The 21,592-nt window shown below is 63.7% G+C and carries 21 protein-coding genes; 7 read left to right on the plus strand and 14 right to left on the minus strand.

Going from position 1 to position 21,592, the window contains the following annotated elements; genetic code table 11:
• Positions 1-33: 33 nt before the first annotated feature.
• The 6 genes from trpB to ihfB all read right to left on the minus strand — a co-directional run bounded on the left by trpB (position 34) and on the right by ihfB (position 3,767).
• Positions 34-1,257, minus strand: a complete 1,224-nt coding sequence (gene trpB / locus AACZ65_RS06685; protein ID WP_339669139.1) for a tryptophan synthase subunit beta — start codon at positions 1,255-1,257, stop codon at positions 34-36.
• Between the two features lie 81 nt (positions 1,258-1,338).
• On the minus strand, positions 1,339-1,968 hold the full coding sequence (locus AACZ65_RS06690; protein ID WP_339669141.1) for a class I SAM-dependent methyltransferase: 630 nt from the start codon (positions 1,966-1,968) through the stop codon (positions 1,339-1,341).
• Between the two features lie 64 nt (positions 1,969-2,032).
• Positions 2,033-2,491 carry a GNAT family N-acetyltransferase gene (locus AACZ65_RS06695; protein WP_339669144.1) on the minus strand — a complete coding sequence of 153 codons (459 nt, stop codon included), beginning with the start codon at positions 2,489-2,491 and terminating at the stop codon, positions 2,033-2,035.
• The gene (locus AACZ65_RS06700) at positions 2,475-3,122 is read right to left on the minus strand and encodes a phosphoribosylanthranilate isomerase (protein ID WP_339669147.1); all 648 of its coding nucleotides are present in this window, start codon (positions 3,120-3,122) and stop codon (positions 2,475-2,477) included. Before AACZ65_RS06700 ends, AACZ65_RS06695 begins: the two co-directional genes overlap by 17 nt.
• Positions 3,123-3,131: 9 nt before the next feature.
• Positions 3,132-3,482, minus strand: a complete 351-nt coding sequence (locus AACZ65_RS06705) for a DUF1049 domain-containing protein (RefSeq protein WP_339669150.1) — start codon at positions 3,480-3,482, stop codon at positions 3,132-3,134.
• Between the two features lie 3 nt (positions 3,483-3,485).
• Positions 3,486-3,767: an integration host factor subunit beta gene (gene ihfB, locus AACZ65_RS06710; protein WP_008282380.1), complete on the minus strand. Its 282-nt coding sequence runs from the start codon at positions 3,765-3,767 to the stop codon at positions 3,486-3,488.
• Between the two features lie 318 nt (positions 3,768-4,085).
• Between ihfB and AACZ65_RS06715 the strand changes: the two genes are divergently transcribed.
• The 3 genes from AACZ65_RS06715 to AACZ65_RS06725 are packed head-to-tail and all read left to right on the plus strand — an operon-like array spanning position 4,086 to position 6,926.
• Positions 4,086-5,027 carry a nucleoside hydrolase gene (locus AACZ65_RS06715; RefSeq protein WP_339669155.1) on the plus strand — a complete coding sequence of 314 codons (942 nt, stop codon included), beginning with the start codon at positions 4,086-4,088 and terminating at the stop codon, positions 5,025-5,027.
• Positions 5,024-5,473, plus strand: a complete 450-nt coding sequence (locus AACZ65_RS06720; RefSeq protein ID WP_339669158.1) for an N-acetyltransferase — start codon at positions 5,024-5,026, stop codon at positions 5,471-5,473. The genes AACZ65_RS06715 and AACZ65_RS06720 overlap by 4 nt, the downstream gene beginning before the upstream one ends.
• A gap of 31 nt (positions 5,474-5,504) precedes the next feature.
• Positions 5,505-6,926, plus strand: coding sequence for a YdiU family protein (locus AACZ65_RS06725; RefSeq protein WP_339669160.1), 1,422 nt, complete (start codon positions 5,505-5,507; stop codon positions 6,924-6,926).
• A 38-nt stretch (positions 6,927-6,964) separates the two neighbouring features.
• Here the strand turns inward: AACZ65_RS06725 and AACZ65_RS06730 are convergent, their stop codons facing one another.
• The 5 genes from AACZ65_RS06730 to AACZ65_RS06750 form a co-directional block, all read right to left on the minus strand.
• Positions 6,965-8,266 carry a DEAD/DEAH box helicase gene (locus AACZ65_RS06730; protein WP_339669163.1) on the minus strand — a complete coding sequence of 434 codons (1,302 nt, stop codon included), beginning with the start codon at positions 8,264-8,266 and terminating at the stop codon, positions 6,965-6,967.
• Between the two features lie 418 nt (positions 8,267-8,684).
• The gene (locus AACZ65_RS06735) at positions 8,685-9,650 is read right to left on the minus strand and encodes a DUF3179 domain-containing (seleno)protein (RefSeq protein ID WP_339669166.1); all 966 of its coding nucleotides are present in this window, start codon (positions 9,648-9,650) and stop codon (positions 8,685-8,687) included.
• A gap of 90 nt (positions 9,651-9,740) precedes the next feature.
• A complete protein-coding gene (locus AACZ65_RS06740; protein ID WP_339669168.1) occupies positions 9,741-10,388 on the minus strand; it encodes a DUF4336 domain-containing protein in 648 nt (215 codons plus the stop codon).
• 56 nt (positions 10,389-10,444) lie between these two features.
• The gene (locus tag AACZ65_RS06745) at positions 10,445-10,993 is read right to left on the minus strand and encodes a peptidylprolyl isomerase (protein ID WP_339669170.1); all 549 of its coding nucleotides are present in this window, start codon (positions 10,991-10,993) and stop codon (positions 10,445-10,447) included.
• Positions 10,986-11,492, minus strand: coding sequence for a peptidylprolyl isomerase (locus tag AACZ65_RS06750; RefSeq protein WP_037269353.1), 507 nt, complete (start codon positions 11,490-11,492; stop codon positions 10,986-10,988). Before AACZ65_RS06750 ends, AACZ65_RS06745 begins: the two co-directional genes overlap by 8 nt.
• A gap of 126 nt (positions 11,493-11,618) precedes the next feature.
• On the opposite strand from AACZ65_RS06750, the gene AACZ65_RS06755 reads away from it, so the two are divergent.
• Both AACZ65_RS06755 and AACZ65_RS06760 read left to right on the plus strand, forming a co-directional pair.
• Positions 11,619-12,803, plus strand: coding sequence for a phosphoglycerate kinase (locus AACZ65_RS06755; RefSeq protein WP_339669176.1), 1,185 nt, complete (start codon positions 11,619-11,621; stop codon positions 12,801-12,803).
• Positions 12,804-12,905: 102 nt separating this feature from the next.
• Complete coding sequence (locus AACZ65_RS06760; protein ID WP_339669179.1) at positions 12,906-13,799, plus strand: fructose bisphosphate aldolase; 894 nt, start codon at positions 12,906-12,908, stop codon at positions 13,797-13,799.
• Positions 13,800-13,883: 84 nt separating this feature from the next.
• On the opposite strand, the gene mfd is transcribed toward AACZ65_RS06760, so the two are convergent.
• Both mfd and AACZ65_RS06770 read right to left on the minus strand, forming a co-directional pair.
• Complete coding sequence (gene mfd, locus AACZ65_RS06765) at positions 13,884-17,336, minus strand: transcription-repair coupling factor (protein ID WP_339669181.1); 3,453 nt, start codon at positions 17,334-17,336, stop codon at positions 13,884-13,886.
• Positions 17,337-17,373: 37 nt separating this feature from the next.
• The gene (locus tag AACZ65_RS06770) at positions 17,374-17,901 is read right to left on the minus strand and encodes a component of SufBCD complex (protein WP_339669183.1); all 528 of its coding nucleotides are present in this window, start codon (positions 17,899-17,901) and stop codon (positions 17,374-17,376) included.
• A 122-nt stretch (positions 17,902-18,023) separates the two neighbouring features.
• Between AACZ65_RS06770 and hemB the strand changes: the two genes are divergently transcribed.
• Both hemB and AACZ65_RS06780 read left to right on the plus strand, forming a co-directional pair.
• Positions 18,024-19,025, plus strand: a complete 1,002-nt coding sequence (gene hemB / locus AACZ65_RS06775; RefSeq protein WP_339669186.1) for a porphobilinogen synthase — start codon at positions 18,024-18,026, stop codon at positions 19,023-19,025.
• A 130-nt stretch (positions 19,026-19,155) separates the two neighbouring features.
• Positions 19,156-19,716: a YSC84-related protein gene (locus tag AACZ65_RS06780; RefSeq protein WP_037269339.1), complete on the plus strand. Its 561-nt coding sequence runs from the start codon at positions 19,156-19,158 to the stop codon at positions 19,714-19,716.
• 42 nt (positions 19,717-19,758) lie between these two features.
• Here AACZ65_RS06780 and AACZ65_RS06785 read toward each other — a convergent pair whose 3' ends face one another.
• Entirely contained in the window at positions 19,759-21,576 is a 1,818-nt protein-coding gene (locus AACZ65_RS06785; RefSeq protein WP_339669190.1) for an SLC13 family permease, read from the minus strand.
• Positions 21,577-21,592 lie beyond the last annotated feature (16 nt).

Raw genomic sequence — 21,592 nt, forward strand, 5'->3', positions numbered from 1 at the left:
ACCATAAACCATGGTTTATGCCCTGAACGCGCCTCAGATCTTCATGTCAAAGCCCAGATGCTTGGCGACCGTGAATATATCCTTGTCGCCACGCCCACACATATTCATCACCAAGAGGTGATCCTTGGGCAGGGTCGGCGCGATCTTCATCACATGGGCAAGGGCATGGCTCGGCTCCAGCGCCGGGATGATCCCCTCCTGCGCACAGCAGAGCTGGAACGCCTTCAGCGCCTCGGTGTCGGTGATCGACACATATTTGGCACGCCCCGTCTCATGCAGCCAGCTGTGTTCCGGCCCAATGCCCGGATAATCCAGACCTGCCGAAATCGAATGTCCCTCAAGGATCTGCCCATCGGCATCCTGCAAGAGATATGTGCGATTGCCATGCAACACGCCGGGCCGCCCGCCGGTCAGGCTTGCGCAATGCTCCATACGGTCGTCAACACCATGGCCCCCAGCCTCGACCCCGATGATATTGACGGTCGGATCATCCAGGAACGGATAGAACAGCCCCATCGCATTCGACCCGCCGCCAATCGCCGCCACCAGCGTATCGGGCAGACGCCCTTCGGCGGCCTGCATCTGCTCTTTGGTTTCCTTGCCGATGATCGACTGGAAATCTCGCACCATCGCGGGATAGGGATGCGGCCCCGCCACCGTGCCAATGCAATAGAAGGTGTCGCGCACATTCGTGACCCAGTCGCGCAGCGCATCGTTCATCGCATCCTTGAGCGTGCCACGCCCGCTTGTAACCGGCACCACCTCGGCGCCAAGCAAACGCATGCGGAACACATTGGGCGCCTGCCGCTCGACATCATGTGCGCCCATGTAGACCACGCATTGCAGCCCGAACTTGGCGCAAACGGTAGCCGTCGCGACCCCATGCTGACCCGCACCGGTTTCCGCAATGATCCGTTTCTTGCCCATCCGGCGGGCAAGGATGATCTGCCCCAGCACATTGTTGATTTTGTGCGCGCCGGTGTGGTTCAGCTCATCCCGCTTGAGGTAAATCTTGGCCCCACCCAGATGCTGCGTCAGCCGGTCGGCATAATAGAGCGGCGAGGGGCGGCCGACATAATGCGTCCACAGATCATGCATCTCGTCCCAGAACGATGGATCGGTCTTGGCATGCTCATACTGCTCTTCCAGTTCCAGAATGAGCGGCATCAGGGTTTCCGACACGAACCGCCCGCCGAAATCGCCGAACCGGCCCTTTTCGTCGGGGCCAGTCATAAAGCTGTTGAAGAGATCGTTCATTGTCTCGGGCCTTTGTCATTCGGGAAAGTCTGAGGATGAATATGGGACGCGCAGGGGATTTTCCAGCGAAAAGCGGGGCAATCAGAGGCGGCGGATCACATAGAGCCGCGACCACAGGTCCGGTTCAGCCAGAAGAAAGGGCAAGAACGGCTCTGACCGCTGCGCGATATGGATCTGGCCACTGTCCACCAGCGATTCCACCACCGATTGAAACCCCTGCGCCTTCCACGTTGCCTCAAGCAGGTTAAAGACACCGAAGCCGCCGGGGCGCGTCACACGGGTCAGATGAATGAGGCTCTCCGCCGGGGCATGTCCGGGACCAAAGGCCCCGACACAGACGAACCCGGCAAAGCTGTCATCGGCAAAGGGCAGACCGCTGCCCATCTCCGCTTCGACCAGATCGGCGTAATGCCCCGTTGTCTGCGCCGCGGCCAGCATGCCGGGTGAGAGATCGCAGCCAGTGATCGGTCCGTAACCCAGAGTTCGCAGGCTCTCGGCCACCAGCCCAGTGCCACAGGCGGCATCCAGCACTGGGCCTTCGCTGGTTCCCATGAACCGCGCAAACATCGCGGCCCCGAGGCCCGGCAATCGAAACCCCCGCGCCAGATTATCGGCGTCATAGCTCAGCGCCCAATCATTATAGATCGCGCGGGATTGCTCAGGCGTCTTCGCCCCATACACATCGCTCAGATCCTCGGGATCACGGGTCATCACAGCCTCTCTTCGCTCTTTCACAAAGCATCCGTTGCGGGTTAGGGCCTGTCAACCGGAACGCCTAATCCAAGGCCCGCTTGAAACCGACATGCGAAGCCGTATAGCCAAGGCTTTCATAAAATCTGCGGCTCTCGGTGCGGGTTTCATTCATTGTCAGTTGGATCAAGCGGCATCCCGCAGCACGCGCGCGCGCCTCGACATCCGCGAACATGAGATGCCCCAATCCCTGCCCACGCAGATGCCTTGCAATCCGCACGCTTTCCACCTGCGCCCGACGCGCCGCCAAAAGCGACAGCCCGCTGATCATCGTGATTTGATAGGTGGCCAAAACCGCGCCCTGCGCGTCAACGCCCACAATGAGGTGATTGTTGCCCTCGGCCTGCATGGCGTCAAAGGCGGTCAGATACTCGGCCGTATCCCCCAGTTCCCGTCCCCGCCCCAGAACATCGTCGCGCAAAAGCGCAACCACCTGCGCAACCTCATCACGGCGCGGCTCGCGAAATTCAAGCACCTTGGGCATTGCGGATAAACGCGCGGATCAGATCCGCATCCTTGATCCCCGGCGCGGCCTCGACCCCGCTTGAGACATCAAGTTGGCGTGCGCCCGTGCGCGCCACCGCCAGGGCCACGTTGTCAGGGTTCAGCCCCCCCGCCAAAAGCCATGGCAATGCCCAGTCGCGCCCCGCGATCAAGCCCCAGTCAAAGGACAGCGCATTGCCGCCCGGTCGTGTCGCCCCCGGTGGTGGCTTGGCGTCGATCAAAAGCTGATCGGCTACACCGCTATAAGCGTCGATCTGCGCCAGATCCGCCGCTTCGGCGATCCCGATGGCCTTGATCACCGGCAACCCATAACGCGATTTGACCTCTGCCACCCGCGCCGGGCTCTCATCCCCATGCAATTGCAGGAAATCGAGCGGCACCTGATCCGTGAGCGCATCGAGCGTGGCCTCATCGGCATCCACCGTCAGCGCCACCTTGGCCACCCCCGGCGGCACGCTCAAGGCAAGCGCCCGCGCCTGCGTCAGCCCCACATTACGCGGCGATTTCTCGAAAAACACGAACCCGACATAGGCCGCACCCGCCTCAAGCGCCGCCGACACGTCAGCGGCGGCGGTCAGGCCGCAAATTTTGACACGAATATTTCTTGTCATGCGTGCAGGTTAGCTCGCCTGATCAAGAAGCGCCAGAACCTCATCCTTGCCCTGATGCCGCTCGCCTTTCAGACGCTTGATCTCGGCCCGCAAACTGGCCAGTTCCCGCGCCTGCCGCGCCGCGGCTGCCCGCTCGCCCGCCTCGCGAATCCATTCCCATATGAACCCGACAATCAAACCCATCAGGATGCCGCCAAAGATCACGATGAAAAGCGGCAGATCATAGGTCGGATTGAGCGCGGCAAAGCCCGCCAATTCATCGGGCAACACCCGCAGGGTCACAGCCCCGCGATTGGCCAGTGCAATCAGCACCAGCGCAAGGGCGAAAATGGCAATCGAAGCATAGCGGATATAGCGCATGGATTACTTTCCGTTGAGCCGGTCACGCAAGAGCTTGCCGGTCTTGAAAAAGGGCACGTTTTTCTCTTCAACATGCACGCTTTCGCCGGTGCGTGGATTGCGACCTGTGCGCGCATCCCGCTTTTTCACCGAGAATGCACCAAAGCCGCGCAATTCGACGCGGTTGCCCTCGGCCAGCGCATCGGTGATTTCGTTGAAGATGGTATTGACGATACGCTCGACGTCGCGCTGATAAAGATGCGGGTTCTCGTCGGCGATTTTCTGTATCAGTTCCGATCGGATCATCGGTGGTCTCTCCCCCGGCCTTATTGTTTGTAACTTTGTGGCAGTTGGGGGGACTATAGCCAGAATGCTGCGAAACCCAAACAGAAAGCCGAGGCAAGAGGCGGAAATCTATGCGGTTTTTTGCTGACCGCGGGCAATTTCCCCGCCCTGCCCTCACCCGGCGACGACACTTCACGGGCGCGGCCTTGATGCTGCGTCGCGGCATCAAGGCCGCGCGGGTGTTGATTCGGATCGGCGGCCACGCGCCTCCGCACGACGCCACTGGTGGACATTTCGCCACATCCGCCCCATGGTGCGCCGGGCACCGTGAGGACAGGCATGACGGCACGACAGATCATCATAGACACCGATCCCGGTCAGGATGATGCGGTCGCGATCCTCTTTGCCCTCGCCTGCCCCGAGGCGCTCGACGTGCTGGGCCTGACCTGCGTGGCAGGCAACGTGCCGCTCGCCCTGACCACGCGCAACGCGCGCAAGATCTGCGAATTGGCAGGTCGCCCCGATCTGCCGGTCTTCGCCGGGTGCGACCGCCCCCTTGGCCGCGCGCTGATCACGGCAGAGCATGTGCATGGCCGCTCTGGACTTGATGGCCCCGACCTGCCCGAACCGACCATGCCGCTTGCGGAGCGGCACGCCGTCGAGTTTCTGATCGACACCCTGCGCGCGCGCCCCTCTGGCACGGTTACACTGGTGCCCATTGGCCCTCTCACCAATATCGCCACCGCCTTTCGGCACGCCCCCGACATCATCGCGCGCGTTCAGGAAATCGTGCTCATGGGCGGCGCGCACGCGGCGCATGGCAATGTGACCCCGGCGGCAGAGTTCAACATCCATGTCGACCCCGAGGCTGCCGCCTGCGTTCTGGCCTCCGGTGCACCGCTCACGATGCTGCCGCTCGATGTGACTCACAAGGCCCTCGTCACCCCCTCCCGCAATGCCGCCTTTCACGCCCTCGGCACGCCCGTGGGGGCGGCGGTTGGCGCGCTCACCGGGTTCTATGAACGCTACCACCCCGAACGCCACGGCACCGACGGCGCGCCGCTGCACGACCCCTGCACGATTGGCTGGCTCTTGCGCCCTGATCTCTTCACCGCCCGCCGCGTCAATGTGGAAATCGAGACCGGATCCGAGTTGACCATGGGCATGACCGTGGTGGATTGGTGGGGTGTCACCAAACGCCCCGCCAATGCCACATTCATCCACGATATTCGCTCGCAGGATTTCTTTGACCTGCTCACTGAAAGGCTCTCGCGCCTATGACCACCGCCCTCAGCCTCGCCCGGCCCGATGATCTGGACCGGCTTTTGCCGCTGGTCGCCGCCTTTCACGACGAAGCCGGCATTGTCCAGTCCGACAGCACCCGCCGTGCCGCGCTTTTGCCCATGCTCGAAGGCAGCCCGCATGGCGTAACCTATTTGATCGGACCGGGCCGCGCGCCCATCGGCTATATCGTCATCAGCTTTGGCTGGTCGGTCGAATTTGGCGGGCTCGATGGCTATGTCGATGAATTCTACATCCGCCCCGGTGTGCGCGGGCGCGGCATCGGCTCCGAGGTGATGGTCAGCCTGCCCAAGGCTCTTGCCGGTGCCGGGCTGAAGGCCCTGCATCTCGAAGTCCGACGCGACAATGACAAGGTGCGCGCCCTGTATCGCAAACTGCGCTTCGAGCCGCGCGATGCCTACAGCCTCATGACCTGCGCGCTCTAGACTTTTCCGCGCTTGACCCTAGGTAAACTACATGACCCGACTGATCCCGTTCCAAAACAGCTACGCCAATCTGCCCGCGCGGTTCTACACGCAGCAAGCGGCCCTGCCCGTGCGCGCCCCGCATCTGATCCGCTTCAACCGGGATCTGGCCGCCGAACTGGGCATAGCCGAGGCCAGCGAAACCGAGCTTGCCAGTATCTTTTCCGGCAATCAGGTGCCCGAGGGTGCCTGCCCCTTGGCCCAGGTCTACGCCGGTCATCAGTTCGGGGGCTTCTCGCCGCAACTGGGCGATGGGCGCGCGCTCCTGTTGGGCGAGGTGATTGACCGCAACGGCCAGCGCCGCGACATCCAGCTCAAGGGCTCTGGCCCGACCCCCTATAGCCGGATGGGCGATGGGCGCGCATGGCTTGGCCCGGTCCTGCGCGAATATGTGGTGTCCGAGGCCATGCACGCCCTTGGCCAGCCCACCACCCGAGCCCTCGCCGCCACCCTGACCGGCGAGCCGGTTTATCGCGAGGCGGGCGGCCTGCCCGGCGCGGTGTTGACCCGCGTGGCCGCCAGCCATCTGCGCGTCGGAACCTTCCAGTTCTTCGCAGCCCGCCGCGATCTCGACGGGTTGCGCACCCTCTATGACTATACCGTCGCGCGGCACTATCCCCATGTCGAAGGCCCAGCGCATCTCTTGGCCGAGGTGATCCGCGCCCAAGCGCGGCTGGTGGCGGGCTGGCTTTCCATCGGCTTTATCCATGGGGTGATGAACACCGACAACACAACCATTTCCGGCGAAACCATCGACTATGGGCCCTGCGCCTTCATGGATGTCTACCATCCACAGACCGTGTTCAGTTCGATTGATACGCGCGGGCGCTATGCCTATGACAATCAGGCGCATGTGATCGTCTGGAACATGGCGCAACTGGCGACGGCGCTGGTGCCCCTCATGCCCGATCTGGACGAGGCGATCGAGGATTTCACCGCGCTCGTTCATGCCATGCCCGACCAGATCGAGGTCGAATGGCGCCGCGCCTTTGGCCGCAAGATCGGCATTGCCGAGGCGACGGCCGAAGATGCCGCCCTCATCGCCGATCTGCTCGCACGGATGGCCGAGGGGCGGGCGGATTTCACCAATACCTTCCGGGGGCTTCTTGATGGCACAGCGCGCGATCAGTTCCTCGATCGCGCAGCCTTTGATACATGGGAGCCGCTCTGGCGCGCCCGCATCGCGCGGGAACCAGACCCAGAGGCGGTGATGCGCGCCGCCAACCCGGCCTTCATCCCCCGCAATCACCGGGTTGAACAAATGATCGAGGCCGCCGTTGCGGGTGATTACGCGCCTTTCGAGCGGTTGCTCGACGTCTTGGCACGCCCCTACACGGATCGGCCCGACGCGGATGATCTCAAACGCCCGCCGACACCGGCGGAGGTGGTCGAAAACACATTCTGCGGCACATGAAAAACGCCGGGGAATGACCCCCGGCGCCTTCGTATTGATCAGGCCGCGTTCGACCGCGCGCCACCACCGCCGCCAGGCTTGCGCCGACGACCGCCACCGGCCCCCGGCTTGCCCTGCTGGCCGCCTCCGTTGAAGCCACCGCCACCACTGCGTCGGCGCGGCCCACCGCGCCCCGCCGCGAGCTTGGGCGATTTCGGATCGGGCAGCACTTCCCAAGGACGGCCCGAGGCCACCGGGATCGTCGTGCCCAACACCTTTTGAATATCCTTCAACTCGCCCATCTCGTCAGGCGCGCAGAAGGCAATCGCCGCCCCGTCCCGGCCCGCCCGCGCGGTCCGGCCAATCCGGTGAACATAGTTGTCGGGTACATTCGGCAACTCGTAATTATAGACGTGCTTGACGTTGGGAATATCAAGGCCCCGCGCCGCCACATCGGTCGCCACGAGGATCTTGACCTGACCATCACGGAACGCCTTGAGCGCGCGCTCGCGCTGACCCTGGCTCTTGTTGCCATGGATCGCCGCCACGCTGTACCCGGCCTGTTCCAGCCGCTTGGCCAGCTTGTCCGATCCGTGCTTGGTGCGACCAAAGACCAGTGCCAATTCGTTTTTGTGCTTGGCCAACATCTCGATCAGCAGGTCGGGCTTGGCCGCCTTGGCGACAAAATGCACCTCCTGCGTGACCTTATCGGCGGCCTTGCCCGGCGGGCTGACCTGCACCCGCTTGGGATTCTTGAGGTAGCTACTGGCCAGCTCTTCCATCTGCTTGGGCATGGTGGCCGAAAACAGCATCGTCTGACGCTCTGCCGCCAAGAGACCCGCAATCCGGCGCAGCGCATGGATAAAGCCCAGATCAAGCATCTGATCGGCCTCGTCCAGCACGAGAAAGCGCGCCGCATCCAGACGCACCGCGCGCCGGTCGATGAGGTCAAGCAACCGCCCCGGTGTCGCCACCAGAATGTCGGTGCCCTGCTCCAACCGCTTGATCTGCGGATTGATCGAGGCACCGCCCACCACAAGATTGATCTTGATCGGGCTGTCCTTGACCAGCGGCAAGAGCGCGTCGCGGATCTGGCTGGCCAGTTCGCGCGTGGGCGCGAGAATGAGGCTGCGGATGGTCTTGGGCGCAGGCTTGCCCGGTGCCTCCATCAGCGCTGTGATCAGGGGCAGGCCAAAGGCCATGGTCTTGCCAGTGCCGGTCTGCGCAAGGCCCAGAACGTCAAACCCGTTCAGCGCATGCGGAATGGCATGGGTCTGGATCGGCGTCGGCTCGGTGATGCCTGCGGTGGCCAGCTTGCGCACCAATGCAGCAGGCAGGCCCATTTCGTCAAATAGGTTCAAGTCGTATCCTTTCAGGGGCGCGAGGACATCCCGCAGCCCGTCACAGGCGGTGATAGACACCGCCCGGTCGTCGTGGTTTCACCAACCAGCAGCCAAGGGACCGCATGCCCCCTGCACTCTGACAGGTGTTTGGCCCCACGCGTGATTTTGGGATCATCCGCGACATTTCATAAGATACGCCCATTTGGGCAGTGCTGCTCACGCGGCAGGAAACGTCGGTTGAGTGCGATATGGAGGCCCCGCGCGCAGAAGTCAAGCGCAGCGTCCCGTTTTGCCCCACACCCCTCGGGCGTGTTGCCTCTGTCATCCTCGGGCTCGACCCGAGGACCTCATGCCCGAAATGCCCCCCCGCGCGGATCGCTGGGCCGTCCCGCGGACCAGCGACCGCGCGGCATCTCAGCGGATCACGCAATCCCCTTCACCTTACCATCCACACCCCCTTGGGCCAGAACGCATGAAACGCAAAGGCGAACATCACGTCATGCGGCACATCGCGCCCCTGCCCGTCGCGCACCCGCACCGTGCCCACGTCGCGGCCTTTGGCAATGGTCCCGTGATCCAGCGCCGAGGCCTGCCCCGCCTCCCAGCTGATCCTCACCCCTGCCTCCGTCACCCCCCCCACTGCCCGAACCCGCGTCAAGGGCCAGGCCCGGTTGCCCACCCGCACCACCCGCTCGAGCGGCGCAATTCCATGCGGCGGGTCCTCGCCATTGTAGAGAAACGGCCGCGCCGAAGTATCATAGCCCCGATAGGGATTGCGTCCGTAGGACCGGTTATAGGCCGGCTCGTCCATCACCAAACCATCCGGATTGCGGGCGCGGAACTGATCCCAGCTTTCCATCCAGCTCGGCATCTGCTTGAGCGTGGTGCCCGTCAGATCGCCGACGACCGCCTCGCCAATCGCCTGTTGCCACCAGCTTTGGGTCTCGCGGTCATACATCACCATATCCGAGTGGCGCAGCTTGCCCGACACGCCGAATGTCAGCACCCCCCGCGCCGTACGCCGGTCGAATGTCATGCCGGAATTGCACAAGGGGCAGAATGTGACCGCCACCGGCACCCCCCCCACCGTGTCATTCACGATCTCATGCCAGGTGAGGTAGCGGATTGGGTAGGCGCGCGGCTGCGTGCCGGGGATTTCCAGCGTGATCACCGGCTCTAAGTCCGCAATCCGCCTCTCCGTGGATGCTTTGCGATATTTCGGCCCGGTAATGGCCGGTATCCCATCCTTGGGCGGCCCACCCGACACGATTTCGGACCAGTCGCGCACGGTAGTCTTGTCGAAATTCGTTTGCGGCCATTCCGCCCGCCAAGACCGGGGATCGGCATGGACCAACGAGGCAATCAGCATCAGGGATGTCAGCAGGGCAAGGAAACGGGGCATGGCGGATCCTGTCGTGGCATCGGGTCTGCACCAAGAATGCGGAAGGTACAGGATTCGAACCAGCCCACCCCACGCAATTGTGACCCCGCATCAGCCGCGCCGCGCCTCGCTCAGCGCCCGGTCCCACAGCCGGTCCCGCATCAGGCGACGAAAGGCGCGCTTGACCTCGCCACTGGCGTCGCGCGTGTAGCACCGCCCATGGGTCAGGATCAGCCGCTCGGGGCCCCAGTCCAGCACCTGCTCGACCAGATCCCCCACCGCCTTGCGCCCGCCCAGACGCCCCGCCAGGCCCAAGGGCGGTTTGCCATCGCTGTCGTCGATCCCCGCCAGCCAGACCAGCGGGCGCATCCAGACGGGCAACGGCGCGGTCTCCACCGCGATGATGAGCCGTGAGAGGATGGCAGAACGGCTGGCCTGATGCAGAAAGACAACCTCGGTCTGCGCCCCCTCCAGCACGAGCGGCTTGATCTCGCCCGCCCAAGAGGCGGTTTTCACCTCTGCCCCGCGCCAGATCCGCGCGCCGGGATAGGCCGCCTGCCAATCGCCGAGATGCGGCAATTCCGGAGCATGGGGCAGCACGATATGCGCCACGCGCCCGCGTGTCTCGAGCCAGTCGCGCAGCCCGTCGGTCAAGACCCCCGGCGCATGCACCCATAGCGCACCGCCTGACAGCTCGATCACGACCGTGCGCAGCGGCATCGCAACGCCGCCGCGCCAGATCACAGGGCCGCCCGCCACACCCCAAACCCCATGGGCCAGAGGCTCCGGGACGCATGTGGGGGCGACTGACATGCTTATTCGGTCACAGTGACTTTCGTCATCACATCAGGCTGGCCGATCACGGCCCCATTCGGCCCGTTGCCGCGCTTGATCGCATCGACGATCTCCATGCCTTCGGTGACTTCACCGACCACGGTATATTGCCCGTTCAGGAACTCACCCGCATCGAACATGATAAAGAACTGGCTGTTCGCGGAATTCGGGTTCTGAGCGCGCGCCATGCCGACCACACCGCGCAGGAACGGCTTGTCCGAAAATTCGGCCTTGAGGTCGGGCCGAGCGCTGCCGCCCATGCCCGCGCGGCTCATGTCGCCGCCCTCCAGCTTGCCAAATTGCACATCCCCGGTCTGCGCCATGAAGCCTTCGATCACCCGGTGAAACACAACCCCGTCATAGGCCCCCTCAGCGGCCAGCACGGTGATCTGTTCCACATGCCCCGGCGCGATATCCTCAAAGAGGTCAATCTTGACGATGCCATTGGCCTCGCCAGCGATTTCGATCTCGAGCCCCGTCGCAAGCGCAGGACCTGCCAGCAGGCTCAGTGCAAGTGCGATCTTATACATCTGCGGCCACCTTGACGCTGATCATCCGGTCCGGGTTCGCGGGCGGCTCGCCGCGCGTGATGGCATCGACATGCTCCATGCCCGCGATCACCCGGCCATAGACCGTGTATTGACCATTCAGGAAATGGTTGTCGCTGAAATTGATAAAGAACTGGCTGTTGGCGCTGTTGGGGTTCTGGCTGCGTGCCGCCCCCAGCGTGCCGCGATCATGCGGGATCTTGGAAAACTCGGCCTTTAGATCGGGCAGGTCGCTGCCGCCTGTGCCAGCCATGCGCGGATTGTAATCCTTTTCCATATTCGCGTGCTGAACATCGCCAGTCTGCGCCATGAAGCCGTCGATCACACGGTGAAAGGCCACGTTGTCATAGTGCCCTGCGCGGGCCAGTTCCTTCATCCGTTCGCAATGGCCCGGCGCGATGGCAGGCAACAGCTCGATGGTGACAGTGCCACCCTTCAGCTCCATCAGAATGGTGTTCTCGGGGTCCTTGATCTCGGCCATGGGGCTCTCCTTGATAAATATGCCCAGATACCTAGGCGGTTCCCGCGCGATTGCCAAGCACAGAGGTTGACGCTGGCAAAGACCCGCGCCAATAGAGGCGCGACCAGATTTCGGGAGGCATGTGGCATGAGCTGGAAAACCCTTGACGACATGGATCTGACCGGCAAGCGCGTGCTGGTGCGCGTCGATATCAACGTCCCCGTTGAAAACGGCCTTGTCACCGACGCCACCCGGATCGACCGGATCGCCCCCACCGTTCTCGACATTCTGGCCAAGGGCGGACGGCCCATCCTTCTGGCGCATTTCGGGCGCCCCAAGGGCAAGGTCGTGCTGGACATGTCCCTGCGCGTGACCGTGCCCGCGCTCGAGGCCGCCTTGGGCCGCAAGGTGCGGCTGATCGAGACCCTCGAAGGGGCCGAAAACCTGACGGACGAGGCGCTGGCCTCTGACGTGCTGCTGCTCGAAAACATCCGCTTTCACCCCGGCGAAGAGGCGAACGATCCCGCCTTTGCCGCGCGTCTGGCACAGCTTGGCGATGTCTATTGCAACGATGCCTTTTCCGCCGCCCATCGCGCCCATGCCTCAACCGAAGGGCTGGCGCATCACCTGCCCTCCTGCGCGGGCCGCCTGATGCAGGCGGAATTGCAGGCGCTCGAGGCCGCCCTTGGCACCCCGAAACGCCCGGTCGTGGCCGTTGTCGGCGGCGCCAAGGTCTCGACCAAGCTCGACCTCCTGGGCAATCTCGTGGCAAAGGTGGACAGCCTCATCATCGGCGGCGGCATGGCCAATACCTTCCTCGCGGCCATGGGCCTCGATGTGGGCAAATCGCTCTGCGAACACGACATGGCCGATACCGCCCGCGAGATCATGCTCAAGGCAGGGGCGGCGGGCTGCAAGATCCTGCTTCCCGCCGATGTGGTCGTGGCGCGCGACTTTGCCGCCGGTGCCGCGCATGAGGTGGTGGGTGCCCATGCCTGCCCGCCCGATGCCATGATCCTTGACGCCGGACCGCAGGCCGTGGCCCATATCATCGCCACGCTCGATGCCGCCAAGACGCTGATCTGGAACGGCCCGCTTGGCGCGTTCGAAATCTCCCCCTTCGATGCCGCCACCAACGCCGCCGCCACGCACGCCGCAGAGCTCAGCCAGGCGGGCAAGCTGACCTCCGTCGCAGGGGGCGGCGATACCGTGGCGGCGCTCAACAAATCCGGTGCCGCCGAGGGGTTCACCTATATCTCGACGGCAGGCGGTGCCTTTCTCGAATGGATGGAAGGCAAGGATCTGCCCGGCGTTGCAGCACTCAAGTCCTGAGCAAGATCACAGCGCCCGCCTGTTAGCGCCACCACGATTGCAAGCCCCGCGCCCCTCGCCTAAGAGGGCGCGAGATCATTTAATGCTTCAGGGGTGTTCCATATGAGCAAGACCGAACAGGCCAACAAACTCCGCGCGGGCCAAGGCTTTATCGCCGCCCTCGACCAGTCGGGCGGCTCCACCCCCAAGGCACTGCGCCTCTACGGAATCGAAGAAAGCGCCTATGGCTCCGAGGCGGAAATGTTCGATCTGGTGCACGCCATGCGCGCGCGCATCGCGCAGGCACCGGAATTCACCGGCGACAAGGTTCTGGGCGCGATCCTGTTCGAGATGACCATGGACCGCGACATCGGCGGCAAACCCTCGCCCGCCTTCCTCTGGCAAGAACGCGGCGTCGTCCCCTTTCTCAAGGTCGACCAGGGGCTCGCCGGGGATACCGAGGGCGTCAAGCTGATGAAACCCATGCCCAATCTCGATCCGCTCCTGGACCGCGCGGTCAAAGCGGGCATTTTCGGCACCAAGATGCGCTCTGTCATCGACGCCGCCAACCCTGCGGGCATCGAGGCCGTCGTGGCCCAGCAATTCGACGTGGGACAGCAGATCCTCGGTCATGGCCTCGTGCCGATCATCGAGCCCGAAGTGACCATTTCGATCAAGGACAAGGCCGAAGCCGAAGAAATCCTGCGCGCCGCCATCCTCGCCCAGCTTGACGCGCTGCCGGCCGATCAAGAGGTGATGCTCAAACTCACCCTGCCCGAATCCCCGAACCTCTACGAGAGCCTCGTCAACCACCCCCGCGTGCTGCGCGTCGTGGCGCTCTCGGGCGGCTATAGCCGGGAAGAGGCCAACGCTCGTCTGGCGCAAAATCGCGGCGTCATCGCCAGCTTCAGCCGCGCCCTGACCGAAGGTCTCTCGGTGCAGCAATCGGATGCCGAATTCAACGCCACCATCGCGAAATCCATCGACGACATCTACCGTGCCTCCATCGCGGGCTGATCGCCCGCCGCTTCATCTGGCCCAAAATACCTCAGGGGAGTCCCGGATAAAATCCGGGACGGGGGCAGCGCCCCCACCCCGTCCTCACCCCTTCGCGCGCTTGGCCTCGGCCACGACCTTCTCCGCCAGATCGCGGGCGATCCCAAAGGCCCCCTTGATCCGGTCGCTCTCGCCCTTCCAGTCGCGGCGCACCACGATCTTGTTGTCGCGCACCTTGGCCAATCCCCGCTCGTCATTGATGAACTCCACCAAGCCCTGCGGCGAGGCGAATTTGTCGTTGTGAAACTGGATCGTGGCCCCTTTCGGCCCGCCATCGAGCTTGGCAATGCCAGCGCGTTTGCACATCGCCTTGATCCGCACCACCAGCATCAGCATGTTCACTTCGCGCGGCAACTTGCCAAAACGGTCGATCAACTCGGCGGCAAAGCCTTCCAGCTCCACCTTGGTCTCCAACCCGCTCAGGCGACGGTAGAGCCCCAGACGCACGTCGAGATCGGGCACATAATCCTCGGGGATCAGCACAGGCACGCCCAGATTGATCTGTGGCGCCCACTGCTCGTCGCCCTCCGACAGCCCTTCCATCTGGCCGGATTTGATCTTGGCAATCGCCTCTTCCAGCATGGATTGATAGAGCTCGTAACCCACATCGCGCATCTGCCCGGACTGTTCCTCGCCCAGCAGATTGCCCGCCCCGCGAATATCGAGATCCTGTGAGGCCAGCGTGAACCCCGCCCCCAATGTGTCGAGACTGCCCAGCACCCGCAGCCGCTTTTCCGCCCCCGGCGTCAGCGGCACGCGCGGCTTGGTGGTGAGGTAGGCATAGGCGCGCGTTTTCGAGCGCCCGACCCGCCCCCGGATCTGATAAAGCTGGCTGAGGCCAAACATATCGGCCCGGTGGATGATCATCGTATTGGCCGTAGGAATATCGAGGCCCGACTCGACGATCGTCGTCGCCAGCAGCACATCGTATTTCCCGTCGTAGAACGCGTTCATCCGCTCGTCGAGTTCCCCCGCTGCCATCTGCCCGTGGGCGATGACATAACTGACCTCGGGCACCTGTGTTTTCAGGAAATCCTCGATTTCCGGCAGATCGCTGATACGCGGCACCACATAGAACGACTGCCCGCCGCGATAATGCTCGCGCAAGAGCGCCTCGCGCACGGTGACACTGTCGAACTCGCTCACATAGGTGCGGATCGACAAACGGTCCACGGGCGGCGTGCTGATGATCGACAGATCGCGCACCCCCGACAGCGACAGTTGCAGCGTGCGCGGTATGGGCGTCGCGGTCAGCGTCAGCACATGCACATCAGAGCGCAATTGCTTCAACCGCTCCTTATGCGCCACGCCAAAGCGCTGTTCCTCGTCGATGATCAAGAGACCGAGGTTCTTGAACCGTATGCCCTTGGCCAAGAGGGCATGGGTGCCCACGACAATATCCGCCTCGCCGCGCGCCATGGCATCGCGGGTCTTGGCCGCCTCGCCCGTGGAAACAAAGCGCGACAGGGGCCGCACATTGACGGGAAAGCCGCGGAACCGCGAGGCGAATTCCTGATAATGCTGCCGCGCCAGCAAGGTCGTCGGCGCAATCACCGCCACCTGTAGCCCGGACATCGCGGCGACAAAGGCCGCGCGCATTGCCACCTCGGTCTTGCCAAAGCCGACATCGCCACAGATCAACCGATCCATCGGCGCGCCGGATCCCAGATCGTTCAACACATCTTCGATCGCGTGCAACTGATCGTCGGTCTCCTGATAGGGAAACCGCGCGGCAAACGCCTCCCAGGCGTGATGTTCCGGCTCGATGACGGGGGCGCTGCGCAACGCGCGCTCGGCCGCCACCCGGATCAGACGATCTGCCATCTCGCGGATACGCTCTTTCAGCCGCGCCTTCTTGGCCTGCCAGGCGCCGCCGCCCAGCCGGTCAAGCAGCCCCTCTTCGTGCCCGTATTTCGACAAAAGCTCGATATTCTCGACCGGCAGATAGAGCTTGGAGCTTTCGGCATATTCCAGCACGAGGCATTCATGCGCCGCGCCTGCGGCTGTGACCACTTCCAGTCCCAGGTACCGCCCGATGCCGTGATCCACATGCACCACCAGATCGCCGATGCTCAGGCTCTGCGCCTCGGTCAGGAAATTCTCGGCCCGGCGCCGTCGCGGCGCGCGGATCAACCGCTCGCCCAGCACATCCTGTTCGGAAATCACTGTCAGCCCCGGCGCGTCAAACCCGCTCTCGAGCGGCCAAACCGCCAGATGCAGCCCATGCTTGCCGATGCCCTTGGCACTGCTGATCCCGACCGCGCCGATCAGCCCCTCATCTTCCAACAGCCCCTCAAGCCGCTCTCGCGCGCCCGTGGAATAGGACGCCACCAGCACCGGAGACTTCTCTAGCTTTGCCTGAATATGATCCTTCAACGCGCTGAAGAGGTTGATGTTTTCCTGCTGGCGTTCAGGCGCGAAATTGCGCCCGATGCGCCCGCCCGCGTCGATCACCCCCGGCCCGGTCGCCTGCGGCAGCGCCGCGAATTGCAACACGCGCCGGTTCGCCACCGCCGCCGTCCACGCGGCATCGTCGAAATACAAGAGACCGGGCGCCACCGGCTTGTAGACCGTATCGCCCCGCGATTTCTGGCTCAGCGCCAGATGCCGGGTCTCGTATTGATCCGCGATACTGTCCCAACGCGCCAGGCGTTGCGGCGTCACCTGCTCATCGAGGGTGATCGTGGCCCCGGGCAGATAATCAAAAAGCCCCTCCAGCCGCTCGTGAAAGAACGGCAACCAATGTTCGACCCCGGCATGTTTGCGCCCGGCACTCACCGCCTCGTAGAGTGGATCATCCGTGCCCGCCGCGCCAAATTCGATCCGGTAATTCTGGCGAAAGCGTCGGATCGCCTCTTCGTCCAGAATGACCTCGGACACCGGGGCCAACTCCACACGGTCCAGCTTTTCCGTGGTGCGCTGCGTGCCCGGATCAAACCGACGCACCCCGTCCAGCACATCACCAAAGAGGTCAAGCCGCACTGGCCCCCCCTCGCCCGGCGGGTAAATGTCGATGATCCCGCCGCGCAGCGCATAGTCCCCCGGCTCAGTCACCGTGGGGGCCTGCGTGAACCCCATCCGCACCAGAAACTCGCGCAACGCCTTTTCATCGACCCGCTCGCCCACCGCGGCGACAAAGGCCGCACCGCGCAGCACATCGCGCGCGGGCACCCGCTGCGTGGCGGCATTGAGCGTGGTCAGAAGGACGAATTGCGACGGACCGCCATGCGCCAACCCCGCCAGCGTCGCCATCCGCGTCGCGCTGATTTCGGCATTGGGTGAAACGCGATCATAGGGCAGGCAATCCCACCCCGGAAAGGTCATCACCGGCATGTCCGGCGCAAAGAACCGCAACGCCGCCTGCATCGCCACCAAACGCTTGTCATCCCGCGCGATATGCAGAACCGGCGCGCCGGTCTTGGCCACTTCGGCCAGAATGAGCGTGGCGTCAAAGCCTTCGGGCGCGCCGCCCACGGTGATATGCTGCGCCTTGGTCATGATTTTCCTGCGTCTTGCGCCCGGTCAGTGGCGCGTGTCATCCCAGAATATTGGCGTTCATGTTCTGATACATGCCCCACATGGCGGTCACGAAAATCGACACCATGCCGATCACCTGAATAATCAGGCGATGGGTCTGCAACCGCTTGATCAACGCGGCCCCCGTCCACCCCTGCACCGCGATGCGCTGCGCCATCCGCACGGACAAGCCCCAGACCAACAAAAGCGGAAAGCCGAGCAAGAACAACGCCTGAGCGAATTCGTTGTGATAAACGAAACCCAGCAACACGAGCGTGGTCAGAATGAACGCCGTGATCCCCGCCATCAACAACCCGGATTCCTGCACCAGATAGAGCAAGCGGTTGATATTGATCCGCACCATATCCTCGAAATCCGTCATCGCCTGCGCGCTGCGGCCCTTGCGGGCACGAATGGCCATGTCCCATGGCACACCCATCACCCAATGACTTGCCGAGGACCATGTGACCGCCAAGGCGATCCAGAACCAGAGGTTGCTGAATGACCGCATGTCGATCAACTCGAAAACCGTGTCGTACAAGTCCAAATCCGCGCCCCTCTTGCCGCATCGTCGCCTCTCTTAGCGCCGGTGCGCGGCAATTCCTACCCTTGAGATGCGCGAATTTCCATGCCACTCAGTCAGGGTTGATCCAGCCAGAAAGACCGCCCATGCGCCCGACCCAAGCCGCCTTTCCCGCCACCCGCCTGCGCCGCACCCGCGCAACCCCCAGCATCCGCGCCCTCGTGGCCGAGAATACGCTGACAGCGGGCGATCTGATCTGGCCGCTTTTCGTGCGCGACGGCGACGGGATCGAAGAACCGGTGCCCTCCATGCCCGGTGTCATGCGCCGCTCCATCGACCGCATGGTCGCCGCCGCCCAAGAGGCCGCCGATCTGGGCATCCCGGCCATTTGCCTCTTTCCCTATACCTCATCCGAGAACCGCACCGCCGATTGCGCCGAGGCGTGGAATCCAGAGAACCTCAGCAACCGCGCCACCCGCGCGATCAAGGCCGCCGTGCCCGGCATCACCGTGATGACCGATGTCGCTCTCGATCCCTATTCCGACACCGGCCACGACGGCTTTGTCGTGGAGGGCGAGATCGTGAATGACGCCACCGTCGAGGCGCTTGTGAAACAGGCGCTGTCTCAGGCCGAGGCAGGCGTCGACATCATCGGGCCGTCCGACATGATGGACGGGCGCGTGGGCGCGATCCGCACGGCGCTAGAGGCGCATGGCTATCCCAATGTGATGATCATGTCCTATGCCGCCAAATACGCCTCTGCCTTCTACGGCCCGTTCCGCGATGCGGTGGGCGCGGCAAACGCGCTCAAGGGCGACAAGAAAACCTATCAGATGAACCCCGCCAATACCGACGAGGCCCTGCGCCTGATCGAGCGTGACCTCAGCGAGGGGGCCGATATGGTGATGGTCAAGCCGGGGATGCCTTATCTCGACATCTGCCGGCGGGCCAAGGAAACCTTTGGTGCACCCACCTTTGCCTATCAGGTCTCGGGCGAATACGCGATGATCATGGCCGCCGCGCAAAACGGCTGGATTGACGGCGAGCGCGCCATGCTGGAAAGCCTGATGTGCTTTAAACGCGCCGGTTGTGACGGGGTGCTGACCTATTTCGCGCCCGAAGTGGCGCGGCTCTTGTTCAGAGGGTAGCGCTCGCGCGCAGTATCCCGCGCATGACCGCAATCCATGGTGACACCAGCGTTGCTTGCCCCTATACTGAGTGTCAGACCGGTATGAGACAAAAGACCGGCCCGAAACGAGGCAACAGACAGGCAATCCCATGAGCATTCTGACCAGACGCACCTTTACCCTCGGCCTTATGGCTGGCACGCCGCTCCTTGCGGCCTGCGGCAATGGCGTGGGCAGTTCCGGCGCGGCCACCATCGACGCCCGTGTCGATGCCACGCTGAACCAGATGTATTCCCGCTATCCCAACACGCGCGATCTTGCGGCTAAATCCAACGGCATGCTCATCATGCCGGTCGTGACCGAGGCAGGCTTTCTCGTCGGCGGCGGCTTTGGCCGCGGCGCGCTGCGCATCAACAATGTCACGGTCGATTACTATTCCGCCACCAAGGGCAGCGTCGGTCTTCAGATCGGCGCGCAGCAATTCGCACATGTGCTCTTTTTCATGACCCCCGATGCGCTTGAGAAATTCCGCCGCTCCTCCGGTTGGGCGGCCGGTGCCGATGTCGAATATGTGTTCAATGACCGGGGCGAGAACCTTCGCGCCGACACGACCACCTCCTCCAGCCCGGTTATCGCTGTGATCTTCGGTCAGGCCGGGGCCTTGGCGGGCGTCTCGCTCGAAGGCATGAAATATACCCGTATCATCCCCTGATACCCTCTATCTCGACGCCGCACGCCCTAGGGCGCTGCGGCGTCAGAGCGGCCAGACGATCAGCAAGAGCGGCAGGCTGACCGCCACCACCAGAACTTCCAGCGGCAATCCGAGCCGCCAGTAATCGCCAAACCGAAACCCGCCCGGCCCGAGAATAAGCGTGTTGTTCTGATGCCCGATGGGTGTGAGAAACGCACAAGACGCGCCAATGGCCACCGCCATCAGAAAACTGTCCGGGCTGACGCCCAGCGTGCCCGCAATGCTCAGCGCGATGGGGCACATCACGGCGGCAGTCGCGGCGTTGTTCATCACATCCGACAGAAACATCGTGGTGATCAGGATCACCGCCAGCGCCGCCACCGCCTGCCCTCGCGCCACCTCTGCCACCAGAAACTCCGCCAGAACCCCGGCTGCGCCCGTGGCCTGCATCGCCCCAGCCACGGGAATGAGCGCGGCCAAAAGAACGATCACCGGCCAGTCAATCGCCGTGTAGACCTCTCGCGGAGGCACCGTGCGAAACAACATCGAGGCCAGCACCGCCAAAGCAAAGCTCGCCGCCGCTGGCAGCACCCCAAACGTGACCAACAGGATCGCCATGCCCATGATCGCCGCCGCCGTGAGCGCCATCCGACGGCTTGGCAGGCGCAAATCGCGCGCGCCCAGCGGCACACAGCCCGTGTCATGCATGAAATCCGACAACGACTCCGCCGGTCCTTGCATCAAGAGCAGATCACCCGAGCGCAGCTTGACCGAGCGCAATCGCGCCCGCGGGGCCTGCCCGGCCCTTGCCACCGCCAAGAGATTCAGACCATAGCGCGTGCGCAGGTGCAGGTCGCTGGCCGACAAGCCGACAATCGACGATGCAGGCAGCACCGCCACCTCGCGCAGCACCGTATCGCGCTCTTCTCTCGACTTGGCCTCCTCGCCGTCCTCCGCCTCTTCCTCCTCCGGTGCTGCATCCTTGGCGCGTTTGACAGCCTCCTCCAGCGTCAAATCGAACACCGACAGCGTTTCGGCCACCGCCTCGACATCCGCCTCCAGCACCAGCACATCACCTGCGCGAATGCGCCGCCCGCCATGCGGGGCCAAGAGGCGCACCTCATTGCGCACCAGCGCCACCACCTGCGCATCAGAGCTTTCAACCTCCCGCTCGAAGGCCCGCAGCGTCAGCCCGATGGCCTTGCTGCGCTCGCTCACCCGCACCTCGGTCATATAGGCCCCCGCATCGAACTCCGACGCGCCCGCCGGCTTGCGCGTGGGCACCAAACGCCAGCCGATCACGGCAATGGCCACCACGCCCAGAACCGCCACTGCCACGCCAATCGGCGCGAAATCGAACATCTCAAAGGCGCCGCGCCCAGCCTCTTCGCGAAAGCCCGAGACAATCAGATTGGGCGGCGTGCCGACCAGCGTCGTCATGCCCCCCAGAATGGTGCCAAAGGCCAAAGGCATCAAAACCTGCCCCGGCGGCATCTCAAGCCGATGGGCCAGTTGCACCGCCACCGGCATCAAGAGCGCCATCGCCCCAACATTGTTCATGAACCCCGACAACATCGCCCCAAGACTCAAGAGCGCCGCCATGCTGACAAAGCGCCCCGCCTCACGCGGCAGCACCGCCCGCGCCAGCGCATCGACCGCGCCGGTATTTTGCAAACCTTGGCTCAGCACCAGCACGCAAGCCACAGTGATCACCGCCGGATGGCCAAACCCGGCAAAGGCCTCTGCGGCGGGCACCAGCCCTGTCACGACGCAGGCCATGAGCGCGGCCAACGCCACCACGTCATGCCGCAGCTGCCCCCACAAAAACAGACCCATGGTCAGCGCAAGCACGCCGAGAATCATCATCTGCGGGGCTGTCATCGGGCGATCCTCCAGA

This window comes from uncultured Roseovarius sp. (genome assembly GCF_963972555.1).
GTDB classification, from domain to species: Bacteria; Pseudomonadota; Alphaproteobacteria; order Rhodobacterales; family Rhodobacteraceae; genus Roseovarius; species Roseovarius mucosus.